The organism is uncultured Pontibacter sp., assembly GCF_947495565.1.
Lineage (GTDB): Bacteria > Bacteroidota > Bacteroidia > Cytophagales > Hymenobacteraceae > Pontibacter.
Genome location: NZ_CANLZM010000017.1, coordinates 61,713 through 74,968, shown reverse-complemented (window position 1 = coordinate 74,968; position 13,256 = coordinate 61,713). Strand labels below are relative to the sequence as shown.

The 13,256-nt window shown below is 46.5% G+C and carries 10 protein-coding genes; 7 read left to right on the top strand and 3 right to left on the bottom strand.

Going from position 1 to position 13,256, the window contains the following annotated elements; all coding sequences use genetic code 11:
* The first annotated feature begins 297 nt into the window (after positions 1-297).
* The 4 genes from Q1B04_RS18285 to Q1B04_RS18270 all read left to right on the top strand — a co-directional run bounded on the left by Q1B04_RS18285 (position 298) and on the right by Q1B04_RS18270 (position 4,356).
* A complete protein-coding gene (locus tag Q1B04_RS18285) occupies positions 298-720 on the top strand; it encodes a DoxX family protein (RefSeq protein WP_299761722.1) in 423 nt (140 codons plus the stop codon).
* Between the two features lie 608 nt (positions 721-1,328).
* Positions 1,329-2,378, top strand: a complete 1,050-nt coding sequence (locus Q1B04_RS18280; protein WP_299761719.1) for an HlyD family efflux transporter periplasmic adaptor subunit — start codon at positions 1,329-1,331, stop codon at positions 2,376-2,378.
* On the top strand, positions 2,375-3,634 hold the full coding sequence (locus Q1B04_RS18275) for an FtsX-like permease family protein (protein ID WP_299761716.1): 1,260 nt from the start codon (positions 2,375-2,377) through the stop codon (positions 3,632-3,634). Before Q1B04_RS18280 ends, Q1B04_RS18275 begins: the two co-directional genes overlap by 4 nt.
* 35 nt (positions 3,635-3,669) lie before the next feature.
* Entirely contained in the window at positions 3,670-4,356 is a 687-nt protein-coding gene (locus Q1B04_RS18270) for an ABC transporter ATP-binding protein (protein WP_299761714.1), read from the top strand.
* Between the two features lie 104 nt (positions 4,357-4,460).
* Here the strand turns inward: Q1B04_RS18270 and Q1B04_RS18265 are convergent, their stop codons facing one another.
* Both Q1B04_RS18265 and Q1B04_RS18260 read right to left on the bottom strand, forming a co-directional pair.
* Positions 4,461-5,381 (bottom strand): gamma-glutamyl-gamma-aminobutyrate hydrolase family protein, encoded by a 921-nt coding sequence (locus tag Q1B04_RS18265; protein WP_299761710.1) that lies wholly within the window; start codon positions 5,379-5,381, stop codon positions 4,461-4,463.
* Positions 5,369-6,373 carry an amidoligase family protein gene (locus tag Q1B04_RS18260; protein ID WP_299761707.1) on the bottom strand — a complete coding sequence of 335 codons (1,005 nt, stop codon included), beginning with the start codon at positions 6,371-6,373 and terminating at the stop codon, positions 5,369-5,371. Before Q1B04_RS18260 ends, Q1B04_RS18265 begins: the two co-directional genes overlap by 13 nt.
* Positions 6,374-6,751: 378 nt before the next feature.
* Here Q1B04_RS18260 and ggt point away from each other — a divergent pair, with 378 nt between their 5' ends.
* From ggt to Q1B04_RS18245, 3 genes are all read left to right on the top strand, one after another.
* On the top strand, positions 6,752-8,344 hold the full coding sequence (gene ggt / locus Q1B04_RS18255; RefSeq protein ID WP_299761728.1) for a gamma-glutamyltransferase: 1,593 nt from the start codon (positions 6,752-6,754) through the stop codon (positions 8,342-8,344).
* A gap of 195 nt (positions 8,345-8,539) precedes the next feature.
* Complete coding sequence (locus tag Q1B04_RS18250; RefSeq protein ID WP_299761704.1) at positions 8,540-9,694, top strand: zinc-dependent alcohol dehydrogenase; 1,155 nt, start codon at positions 8,540-8,542, stop codon at positions 9,692-9,694.
* 12 nt (positions 9,695-9,706) lie between these two features.
* Positions 9,707-10,225 carry a hypothetical protein gene (locus Q1B04_RS18245; RefSeq protein WP_299761701.1) on the top strand — a complete coding sequence of 173 codons (519 nt, stop codon included), beginning with the start codon at positions 9,707-9,709 and terminating at the stop codon, positions 10,223-10,225.
* A 180-nt stretch (positions 10,226-10,405) separates the two neighbouring features.
* On the opposite strand, the gene Q1B04_RS18240 is transcribed toward Q1B04_RS18245, so the two are convergent.
* A complete protein-coding gene (locus Q1B04_RS18240) occupies positions 10,406-13,171 on the bottom strand; it encodes a cation-transporting P-type ATPase (RefSeq protein WP_299761698.1) in 2,766 nt (921 codons plus the stop codon).
* Positions 13,172-13,256 lie beyond the last annotated feature (85 nt).

The window sequence follows — 13,256 nt, the reverse complement described above, 5'->3', positions numbered from 1 at the left end:
TTTCTGCTGCGTGACCCTCTCGCGCTCTAGCACCGTGATAGCATGGATGGATTTGCCAGTGGCCAGAGCCTCCTTTGTCAATCCGAAATCATTTTCTATAGGGGTTTGTCAACCTCCCGCTTTATCAAAGGATTAGATTTAAGTCACACTTGCAATCCGAAATTTTGCTGTACTATAAGAGCTTCTAGTATGCAGTGTCAGTTTATTAAGTTAACATGAATGGCCATACTACGTAGTAATATTGTGCCTTAGATGTGTTATTTAATTTGACTGTCAGCTATTTGTAACCAAGAAAGTATGGATAGATATTTAGGTAGATTCAGCCCGCAATTATACGCAATTCTGCGCATAATGGTAGGAGTTATGTTTGCTATGCATGGTAGCCAGAAATTATTTGGCTGGCCTGGAAGCGGCGATACAGTTGAATTGACTTCTTTAATGGGGTTAGCTGGAATAATTGAGTTCTTTGGCGGTCTGTTGATAGCTGTTGGCTTTATGACTAGTTGGGCTGCTTTTATTGCTAGTGGTCAGATGGCAGTTGCTTTTTTTATGGTACATTTTCCGGAGGACTGGAACCCGCTTCTTAATGAAGGGGAAAAAGCAGTATTATATTGCTTTCTGTTTCTGTATATGGCTTCACGTGGCTCTGGTATTTGGAGTATAGATGCAGCAACAAATAAAAATAAAGCTTCAGAAGTGGAAGCGCGCCATAACACTTAATACAAACCTATCTCTCTTCCTGTAAATTCTATACCTAGCTTTATGGTAAAGTTAGTCATAGCAATCATGCAGCATAGCTGTTGTATCCTTTGCTACTCTTATAGTTAGCAGATTATAAAGTAGATGATAACATGAGTCCCTGTTAATTCCGGGGAGCTCAAGCTATTTTATACTTTGCTAAATTGGATTGTGATTAAAAAGTATAAGCTACCTGTTACTTCTATGTCTGGGAACAACAATTATAGGTGAATACTTACCTCAACAACTGCCTTCAAAATCCATTTCGCTGCTTATCCACTCTCTTGTATTGCCACAATTATGTTACAAAAGTATAAACTGTTGTAGAGCAGTATTACTTACGTTTGCAATCATAACTTGAGTATTTACAGTTTCTGCTGTGTTAAATAACGAAGCTGCTTTGTTCCTGTGCTTTAAATTTAAATCCATACTTCATCGTACTATAAATTATAGAGATTCAAATTTTTGTACATTAAGTGTTAATGCATCTAGTATTGCCTTGAGTAGCTTTCTTTCGCTCAGTCTAGAAATCTTAGCCAGTTTTAAGAATAATTTAAATGAAACAGTACTTTTTATTGCTTCTACTGATCATGACATTGAACGCTTGTACAGGTAAGCAGGAAAAAACTCAGCCTACAGTGGAGGCTATTTCAGAGTCAGTATATGCATCTGGAGTAGTTAAAAGTCAAAACCAATATCAAGTGTTTCCGGTTGTGAGCGGGGTTATACAGCAGGTGTTGGTTACAGAGGGAGATGTGGTAGAAAAAGGGGAGGCGCTGCTGAAACTTGACAACGTAACAGCTCGCCTTAATACTGAAAATGCTCGTATTGCCGCAGAATATGCGCGTGTTAGTGCTAATGCAGAAAAACTGAACGAGCTGAAGCAAACCATAGCGTTGGCACAAAGTAAAATGGAAAATGACTCGTTGCTCCTGGAAAGGCAGCGAAATTTATGGACTAACAGGATCGGAACACGCGTGGATCTGGAGCAAAGAGAGCTCAACTACGAAAACTCTGTAACAGCATATAACTCTGCTGTACTTCGATACAACGACCTCAAAAAGCAACTTGATTTTGCTGCCCGCCAGTCGCAGAAAAACCTGCAGATTAGCCAGACAGCGGCAGAAGATTATACTATCAAAAGTGAAACAAACGGCAGGGTGTATAGTGTGCTGAAGGAGGAGGGGGAGTTGGTAAGCCCGCAGACGCCAGTGGCAGTGGTAGGAGATGCCGATAACTTTATTCTGGAGCTGCAAGTGGACGAGTATGACATAGCACGCGTAAAGCCAGGACAGAAAGTGCTGCTGAACCTCGATAGTTACAAAGGGCAAGTGTTTGAAGGTGAAGTTTATAAAATAAACCCTGCGATGAACGAAAGGACGCGTTCCTTTACTGTGGAAGCTAACTTTGTTACCACTCCGCCTGCCCTGTTTCCTAATCTCACCACCGAAGCTAATATTATCATTCAGACAAAAAAGGAAGCGCTTACCATACCACGAGAGTATTTGGTAGATGGAGGGTTTGTGATAACGGAAGAGAAGGATAGGGTTCCTGTAAAGACCGGCTTGAAAGATTACCAGAAGGTCGAAATTCTGGATGGCCTGGAGAAGGATGCCGTGCTTATTAAACCAACTAAATGAACAGTAAGCTGATTTTTGGCATTGCTAAATCGTTGTTGCTGGCGCGCTGGCGACAAACGCTGGTAGCTGCTGTGGGAGTTACTTTTAGTATAGCCATGTTTATTACGCTGCTCAGTTTTATGAATGGCCTCAACGACCTGCTGGATGGCTTGATACTTAATCGGACTCCGCACGTGCGCCTCTACAATGAAATCAAACCGAGTGATAACCAACCTGTAAACGCTGCTGCAGAATTTAAAGGCTCCTATAATTTTATCAGCTCGGTTAAATCAGGAATTACACGGCAGGAGATTTATAACAGCGGCCCGATTATGCAGGCGGTAAAAGATGACGAACGGGTACTTGGTGCAGCCCCCAAACTAACTGCCCAGGTTTTCTTTAACGAAGGCACTATAGAGATAACCGGCGTAATTAACGGTGTTGATGTAGAGGAAGAAAGCAGGTTATTTAATTTCAAAGATTATGTAACTGCAGGTACAGCCATAGACGCGAAAAACGTGGCCAACAGCATTATACTTGGCAAAGGTCTCGCTGATATTCTGGTAGCTGATATTGGGGATGTGGTGCAGGTAACGACTATACAAGGCGAGCGCTTCCCCTTAAAGGTTGTCGGGTATTTCCAGTCGGGTATTCAGGAGATTGATAAAGTTCAGAGCTATGCCTCCATTGGCACCACACAGAAGCTGATGGGCAAACCTGCCAACTATATTACCGATATTCAGGTTAAGCTGCACGACCTAGACATGGCACCAGCCGTAACGCAGGAGTATGCCAAACTTTTTGATATTGATGCAGAAGATATTCAGACAGCTAACGCTCAGTTTGAAACGGGCAGCAATATCCGTTCGCTTATATCTTACTCTGTCGGCATAGTGCTGCTTATAGTGGCGGGGTTCGGTATTTTCAACATCCTGAACATGATGATTTATGAGAAAATGGATTCCATTGCCATACTTAAAGCTACCGGCTTTTCAGGGAGGGACGTAAACCGGATCTTTCTGATTATTGCGCTAAGTATAGGTTTTTTCGGAGGAACGGTAGGGCTGTTGTTCGGGTTTGTATTTTCTGTTATCATAGACAATATTCCGTTTGATACGGCTGCGCTACCCACTGTTGAAACGTATCCTATTAACTACAGTCCTGTGTTTTACTTTATTGGCGGCTCTTTCTCTATGATCACCACATATTTTGCCGGTTTCTTTCCGGCTCGTAAGGCCAGTAAAGTAGATCCTGTGGAGATTATCCGGGGAAAGTAAAGTCCAAAGTTAATTACAAGTCCAGTTTGCGAACCATGCAGGAAATCATACTTGAAGCCAGGCACATCAGCAAAGAATTCCATGATCCGGTTACCGTGCAGGTGCTTTCTGATATTACGTTCACTGTTAATAAAGGGGAATTTGTATCGGTTATAGGCAAGTCTGGCTGCGGAAAATCAACCTTACTGTACATACTTTCTACCATGGATACAGATTACCAGGGAGAACTGCTGATAGACCAAGAGTTGATGACGGGAAAGGGTGATGCAGAGCTGGCGCGTATCCGGAACGAGAAGATTGGGTTTGTATTTCAGTTTCATTACCTGCTCAACGAGTTTACTGTCCTTAAAAACGTGATGCTGCCCGGTCTGAAGCTAGGGAAGTATAGCCAGCAGGAAGTAGAGCACCGCGCCATAGAGCGGCTAAAGATGTTGGGTATTGGGCAACTTGCCCAGAAAATGGCTTCCCGAATTTCTGGTGGAGAGAAGCAGCGGGTAGCTATTGCCCGCGCTCTTATAAACGATCCACACATCATTATGGGAGACGAACCTACCGGCAACCTCGACATGAAAAACAGCGACATGGTGTTTGATATTTTTAAGGAACTGGCAGAAGTTCATAATCAAACCCTGCTGATTGTAACGCATGATCAAAGCTTTGCCGAGAGTAGCGGCCGCATTATTGAGATGGAGGATGGGCGAATACTGAGGCATAAAAGTTAAGATTTGCGTTAGGCCTTATTCGTATTTGTGCAGTAACAACAGAATTGGTTTTCGTGTGTTTCAAAAGTATAATTCACGGACTTCAAAATAACGGTATTTTGGTTTTAAATGCCCTTTTCAGCGTCTTCTATTGCTTGCTGTACTTGTGCTTTTGGCGTGGCTAAGGCTGCCTTCATGTCACTTTCCTCAATCTGCTGGCTTACTTTTCTTGCGTACGAAATAAGCGTTTTAAAGAGGCGGCGGTGCGTTTTGTGCTGCGGCAGGTATTCCGGGTGCCACTGCACACCAATCACAAAATCCTGACTGGTGTTTTCTATCCCTTGTACCACTTTATTGGATTCACGGGCTACGATCTCAATGTTATTTCCGGGGGCTTTTACGGCTTGGTTGTGGAGCGCATTTACGGTAAGCTGCTGCGCACCCAACACCTGCTCCAGTTTGCTGCCCGGCTTAATGTGTACTGTTTTTACCGGAAAGATGCTGGACGGATTAGGCTCCTCCACATAAAAGGTGTTGAGGCTTTGGTACAGGGTACCCCGAAAGTACACGTTCATGAGTTGTGCTCCGCGGCAGATGCCCATCACGGGTAAGTTCTTTTTGATAGCCTGATCCAGTAACTGAAACTCCAGGTGATCACGGTCACGGTCAAGGCCAAACGCTGGTTTCCGACTCAGGAGTTTTCGTACAAAGAACACAGCCAGGAAGTATAGCCACCTGAAAAAGCGCCCGACTCGCCTTAGGAAAGGCTGGTGCGGCTGGTGCAGGGTTCTTTGTAGATAATCGTCCAGTACATGCTCCTGCTCATAAGTGCTGGGGTCCACATCTGCGCCTCCTCCAATTATCAGTGCTTGCAAACCGTCGGCTGTGCGTGGGCGGGAGGGGGTGATTCTAACGGGCCAGCCACCTGCCAGCAACACAGATAGGGCTGTAAAAGCCCAGGCAGCACCGCCTCCTTTATCGGGACCTGTAATGCCAATGGTAGGGCGGCTGCGGTCGATTTTATACTTTTGACTCAGGATAACCATTCTTCAGTTCTTTTAATCCACTTCGAGTCGAACCCAATAAGTGAGTGCCGCTTCAGGCTCATGTATTCCAGGCTCAGTTCAGATAATTTCTGTGGGTTGTTGGCCAGTTCCTCCACTGCTATCCAGTTATTCCACTCAGCCGCCAGTGTCCAGCCGGGTTGCGATAAGGAGCTGTTTGGCAACCTGTAATGAAAAGTATCCCTGGCTTTTACTTTCCCCAGATTTTCAAACTCAGCCAGCAACTCTTGGTTAAGCTCTGCAAAAAGAGGGTAAAAATCCAAGGGGCGGTTGCGGTTAGGGTTATACTTATGATAATCTCTGATAAACTGTTCTAAGCTTGGTTTGTAGTCAGAGGCTAGCACTAGATCGGCATATGCCGGCGGGAAAGGATCAATAAAAGGACTAAGCTTCCGGGCCAGGTCAGTTTCGCCAACTTGCAGCAGCCACGGGTAAAGCAGCAGGAAAGCTTTTAAATAGGCCACCAACGTAGCGGTAGCTGTGTTAGGCACCTCAATGTTTATGTGAGTTCCGAAGGCATTTGTTGGAAAAGAGTGCGTGCCTTCAGCATTATTTTGGAACAGCGCCTCCCTCAGTTTTTCGATCTGGTGCAGTTTTGTGCAGGGGATGGGAGGGCAGGCAATCTCATTAGGGAAAACTTTTCCGATCAGGTTACCCAATGTATCCTCCACTTCATCCTGCAGTGTATTCTCCCCAATGTTTATTGTATCAATTTTTATGTTCAGCGCCTTAAAGACCTTCTTATAGCGTTTCTCTGTCAGCAAAGTCAAATCAAATTCTAAGGTAAAATCACCTAGCGAAGTACCGACTACCTTTTGTTTAAACTTGTTTTCTACCTGCACCTCACCTCCGTATAGCTGCTGCACAATTTCAGCTGATGCCGCTATGCTCAGATAAGAGTACTCCAGTTCGAAGCCTACGGTGCGCACCTGCCCTTGCGCATTATAAAGTATAGGAGGTAGCTTAAAGTCCATAAAATGATATAATTGATGACTCTGTTAAAACGGCAAAGGCAAGATTGTGTTTTCAAAGAAGCTGATCTGATGACGGAGCAGGCGTTCTATAGGTGCTCAGGCAAAGCTGTCGTGATCCGTTTTATACTTATCGTAGTCTATGAGCTATACCTTGAAGTGTAAAATGCTAGCTTTAAATACCAATCTATGGTTTGAAACGCTGCAGAGGACAGCTTATATAACCTCATACACCCTGAAAGGGTAAAAGCTAGCGTTCATCAACCATTTCTTTAATAAGATTTGATACGCAGCAGACTAATTTTTCTACTAGTTTTTATAAGCCTTTTAGGTTGTGCAGAAAGAGACCTGAAAGAACGTGGCCTTGTTACAGATCAAGCTATGGTGGTGTCGGCGCACCCGCTTGCGTCGGCGGTTGGTTCAAGTATTCTGCGGCAAGGCGGCAATGCGATAGATGCGGCCATTGCAGTACAATTTGCGCTGGCTGTGGTGTATCCGGATGCCGGAAACATAGGGGGAGGTGGGTTTCTGGTGCTGCGCCAGCAGGATGGTACCCTTGATGCCTTAGATTACCGCGAGAAAGCTCCTGCGGCTGCTCACCGTAACATGTACCTGAATGAGGAAGGAGAGGTGATAGACGGGCTGAGCTACAAAGGCCATTTGGCAGCAGGCGTACCCGGAACCGTAGATGGCATGGTGCAGGCGCATGAAAAGTATGGCAGTATGCCTTGGGATAAATTAGTTCAGCCAGCTATAGAGCTCGCAGCCAAGGGTTTTCCATTAACCAGCAAAGAGGCCAGAAAGCTAAATGAGCAGCGGGCGGATTTTATCACCTACAATACAAAGAGGCCGGAGTTTATACTTCAGGACCACTGGCGCGAAGGCGATACGCTGCGGCTGCAGCACCTGGCGCATACGTTAGAGCGGATCAGGGACAAAGGCAGAGTAGGTTTTTACGAAGGACCAACAGCAGACTTGCTCGTGGCCGAAATGAAAAGAGGGAGAGGAATTATAACAAAGGCAGATCTTGCCTCCTACCGCGCTGTCTGGCGAAAACCTGTAACCGGCCAGGTAGGCAATTATCGTATTATTTCCATGCCTCCGCCTTCCAGCGGCGGTATTGCCCTTATTCAATTGTTAACAATCTCTGAAAAGTACCCACTGCAGGATTGGGGCTGGAATACCGTTGGGTCTGCTCATTTCATGATAGAGGCTGAAAGAAGAGTGTATGCTGACAGGGCGAAACACCTCGGCGACCCTGATTTTTATGATGTTCCTGTGGAAGATTTACTGGATACAGCCTACATCAGCAGCCGAATAAAAGGACTGTCTCTGGATAAAGCAGCTGACAGCGATGAAATATCTGCAGGCGTTCCCGCGCCGCCTGAAAGTCCGAACACCACGCATTATTCTATCATAGACGCACAGGGAAACGCCGTTTCGGTTACTACTACCCTGAACAGCAGCTTCGGGTCTAAAGTACTTGTAGCCGGTGCCGGGTTCCTGCTAAACAATGAAATGGATGACTTCAGCGTAAAGCCCGGGTTTCCGAACAGCTATGGATTGGTGGGAGGGGAGGCCAATGCCATACGCCCAGGCAAACGCATGCTAAGCTCCATGACCCCAACCATTCTGGAGAAAGACGGAGAACTGTTTATGGTAGTAGGAAGTATGGGCGGCTCCACAATCATCACAACAGTATATCAAATCATACTTAATGTAACCAAGCATGGCTTTAGCATGCAGGGCGCCATTAATGCAGGCCGTTTTCATCACCAGTGGAAGCCTGATTGGGTTTTGTCGGAATGGGGAGCATTGGGTGCAGGCACTGGGCTGGAGCTGTGGTTGAAAGGCCATAGAATTGCGCCGAAGGACGGAGGAATAGGCAGAGCAGCAGGCATATTGGTGTTGCCAAACGGAAAGCTGGAAGGCGGAGCCGACCCCAGGGGAGATGATGCGGCCGCAGGCTTCTAAAATAAAGTAAATTCCATCTTTAAGATAGGTATATATAAGTATAGCTATTCCTTTTGAAAGTGCAATAATTGAAACTTTGAACATGTATATAAGTATGTACTTACATGTTATTAGAAGCCTCTGTGCAATTTTTAGTGGGGTTGCCCAGATGAGGTTTTGTAGATTTAGCCCACATCAACTATAGAAAACAATCTTATGCTGGCAATGAATTATCGCGGACCGCAGCGGGTCCGCATTGACCATAAACCTATGCCCGAAATCCTGCACCCACAGGATGCTATTGTTCGGGTTACCCGCTCTTGTATCTGCGGGTCAGATCTGCACTTGTATAACGGAAACGTACCTGATACCCGCGTAGGCTCAACCTTCGGGCATGAGTTTATTGGAGTAGTGGAGGAGATTGGCTCGGATGTGCAGAAGCTTAAAGTCGGTGACAATGTGCTGGTGCCATTTAATATTGCCTGCGGCAAGTGCGCGTTTTGTAAACAGGAGCTATACGGCAACTGCCATGAAGCCAACTCTCAGGCAACAGCTGTAGGCGGTATTTTTGGTTACTCGCACACAGCGGGCGGCTATGACGGCGGGCAGGCTGAATATGTGCGCGTGCCTTACGCTGATGTAGGCCCTACTGTTATACCAGAAGGTATGGACCCTGATGATGCGGTGCTGCTAACCGATGTGGTGCCCACTGGCTACCAGGCTGCTGAAATGGGAGGTATTCAAAAAGGTGATACCGTAGTGGTGTTTGGAGCCGGGCCAATCGGTATTATGGCAGCAAAATGTGCCTGGCTTTTTGGTGCAGGCCGCGTTATTGTATTTGACCAGGTGGAGTACCGGTTAGAGTTTGTAAGGAACTATGCGCAGTGCGAGGCTTATAACTTCAGATCTATAGAAGACCCGGTAGTGTTTGTGAAGAAAACCACGGATTGGATGGGCGCAGACGTTTGCATTGATGCGGTGGGAGCGGAAGCGGCCGGGAATGCCATGCAAACATTTACAGGCCGGAAAACGCTGTTGCAGGCTGGCTCAGCCACAGCCTTGCATTGGGCTATCAACTCCGTAAAAAAAGGTGGTATTGTGTCTATAGTGGGGGTGTACGGGCCTACGGATAATCTGGTGCCAATTGGCAATGTTGTTAACAAAGGCATTACAATTCGTGCTAACCAGGCATCTGTCAAGCGCTTGCTGCCAAAGCTAATCGGCCACGTGCAGAGCGGTGTTCTAAACCCTAAAGCACTTATCACACACCGAGTTCCGCTAGAGGAGATATCTGACGCTTACCGTATCTTCTCCGATAAGCTTGACAACTGCATCAAACCTGTTCTGATACCACCATCAGCCAAAGTTTAAAAGATTAAGATCATGGAAAACAACGCAAAAGATTACTCGCATATAAATGGTTGGGGTATAGATATTGACCCTAAAAACGACCCGACCTACCCCATAAAGCGCCGCACCGACGAAGAGAAAGATGGCTATTCCTGGGAGCGGCCGCCTCAGCAGCCGATCAATATTGAAGTGCTGCACTCAATAGAGCGCCCTAATATAACAGCTGTGTTCGGTACTTCTGTACCTCCGTCAGGGCTTAGCGGCCAGATACGCCGGCTTGCTTTTAAGGAGAGCGAAAACAGTTATGGGCATTGGTTGCCTCTGCTGCTGGCAGATCGTATAAATGTAGTGGAGGGTGTTATTGATGACCTGAAGGATGGACGAATACCTAATTTCTTCGCTGAAAAAGGCATGAAAGCAGAGTGGAAGCATAACCCAGCCAGTGTAGTGCAAAAGTTGGCTGTAGGAGCCGCGGTAGCTGGTGCTGTCATACTTCTGTTTGCAGGAGAGAAAAAGAGGAGATCCTGGTTTTATAGATTAATGGAAGCTTAAAAGCATATAAGTCTTAAAATTACAAATCAAAACTGTTTAACAGCATCTGCATTTTGATAATTGGTGAAAAACACCAACTATGGCGCGTGTAGGTCTTATAACCAGTAATTCTAAACAGCTTCTTTTAAAAGCCACCAAGTGCTATAAGTACTTGGTGGCTTTTGCTTTATACTTCAAGTTTTAGTTGCTCGGTGCATTTTTTCCTTTTCTGCGATTTGAAGTTTTGAACCGCATATACTTTTCAATGGATACGATTGTAAGCAATAGCACACCGGCACCAAAAATTCGTAGCAGCTGCATAGCATCCAGCGGACTGGAACTGAAAAGGGTATTCATAAAAGGAGTATATATAAACAGTGCCTGCAGACAAAGCATAGCGGCTATGCCGTAATAGACCCACATGTTAGAAAATAACCCTATCTCCTGCATCGGCCGGACCAACGAGCGGCAACTTAGCAGGTAAAATGCCTCTAAAATCACAAATACGGTTGTGGCTACAGTCTGTGCTTGGGCTGTTGTAGCGCCCTGATCGACCTCGTACAAGTATAAACCGAACGATGCGATAAGCAGCAATGTGCCTACCAGTAAAGTGCGCATGATAAGCTCAAAGGTAAGTACAGGTTCATTCGAGGGGCGCGGCGGACGGTCCATGATGCCAGGTTCTTTGGGCTCGAAGGCAAGCGTAAGCCCCAGCAGTATGGCTGTAGTCATGTTTATCCAAAGCAGCTGCACAGGCTGCACTGGCAGCTTTGACCCAAGTATAACTGCGGCAAGTATAACCAGTCCTTCTCCCAGGTTGGTAGGCAGAGTCCAGACGATAAATTTGGTCAGGTTATCAAAAACACTTCTGCCTTCCTCCACAGCTCCTTCTATGGAAGAGAAATTATCATCAGTCAGTACCATATCGGAAGCATCTTTGGCTACGTCTGTGCCGGTAATTCCCATGGCTATTCCGATGTTTGCCTGTTTCAGGGCAGGGCCGTCATTCACACCGTCTCCGGTCATGGCTACTATGTGGTTGCGGGCCTGCAACGCCTTTACCAGACGTAGTTTTTGGTCCGGGGCAACACGGGCGAATACGGAAATGCTCTCAGCGACATCTTTTAAACTCTCGTCTTCAATCTGCTGCAGTTCTTTGCCGGTAATGGCTACTAATTTACCCTTCTCCAGGCGGCCCTTTAAACCGATTTGACTGGCAATGGCCGCAGCGGTGATAGCATGGTCGCCGGTAATCATTTTTACATCTATCCCTGCGCGCTGGCAGAGTTTTACAGCCTCTACTGCTTCCTGGCGAGGTGGGTCTATCATGCCCTGCAGCCCTAAAAACACCATACCCGAATTTGTATGGGTATGGTCGATAGTGGTTGTGCCATCTGATACTTCGGCCCTGGCAAAAGCTAAAATACGTAGCCCCTCACTGGCCATCTGCTCTACTTGCTGGTTAATCTCTTCGCGGTTCAGCTCTTCCATATCGCCGCTTGGCAGCATTGCTTTACTGCTGCGCTCCAGAATAGCCTCTACCGAACCTTTTAAGTAAATCACAGGCTGTTGGCCGCCGTGCAGCGTGGCCATGTACTGGTATTCCGACTCAAAAGGGATGACATCTTTACGAGGTAAGTCCTGATCTAGCTTCTGAGCTTTAAGTTTACCTTTTTGAGCTGCCACTATCAAGGCGCCCTCTGTAGGGTCACCTTCTATAGTCCACTGTTCATCTTTCTCTTTTAAAGTGCTGTCGTTGCAAAGTATACCGGCTGTCAGGCATTGCTCTAAAGCTGTATTGGTAGTAATGTCAACCTGCTGCTCATATTCTAAAATTTCTCCAGCCGGGCGATATCCTATACCTGATACAGTATACTTTATGCCGCCAGCCACAATCTGCTGCACCGTCATCTGGTTTTCGGTGAGTGTGCCGGTTTTGTCGGAGCAGATAACATTGGTGCTGCCCAGTGTCTCAACTGCTACCAATTTGCGGATGATAGCCCTCCGTTTTGCCATTTTAGAAACGCCCAGTGCCAACATGATTGTAACCGCCACAGGTAACCCTTCTGGTATGGCACCCACAGCCAAGGCCACAGCCACCATAAAAGTTTCGCCTATCCCAGCGCCGCGCAAATACTCCACAACGAACACAACGGCTGATAGACCAAGAATTACCCACAGCAGAAGGCGGCTAAATTCTTTGATCTTTATGGTGAGCGGTGTCTCCAGGTCCTGCGCACCTGCAATAGACTGTTGTATTTTGCCGACTTCCGTATGGTCGCCGGTGGCGGTAACAACACCTTTGCCCTGGCCATAGGTTACCACCGTGGACGAAAAGCCCATACCGACACGGTCGCCTAACACGTCGTCGGCTGCTACCGGAGCGTTTTCCTTTTCTACCGCCACTGACTCCCCGGTTAAGGCCGACTCATCTACCTTCAGATCCCGTATGTGCACCAGGCGTACATCAGCCGGGAATTTATCACCCGACTGAACCAGTATCACATCGCCCGGCACAAGATCGCGCGCATCTAGCTGCTGTTTTTTGCCGTTACGGATCACCTGCGCTCTGGCGGTCATACTTTTAGCCAACGCATCAATGGCTTCTAACGCTTTAGACTCTTGCACATAACCGATAATAGCGTTGATAAACACGACAGCAAATATTACAATGGCATCGATATACTCCTCTAAAAGAACTGTAACTATGGTGGCAGCGAGTAAGATATAGATCAGTGGCTGATGAAACTGCAGCAGGAACCGGATAAAAGCACTCTGCTGCTTTTTGGGCGTCATAATGTTGCGGCCGAATTGCTCTCTTCGCTTTGCCACTTCCTCATCACTCAAACCCTTCTCCGAAGAAACCTGAAGTATCTCCAAAACCTGAGATGCCTGCAGACTGTGCCAGGCTTTGGGGTTATCCAGATTTAAAGGTTCTGAGGCAATTATTTCTTGATTTTCACGCATGCTAGTAGGTTAACAAGCTTTATTAATGAACTTTATTCTCTTACGGAATGCCCTGGCTCCAAGCTGTAATTAAGTTGTGATGAGG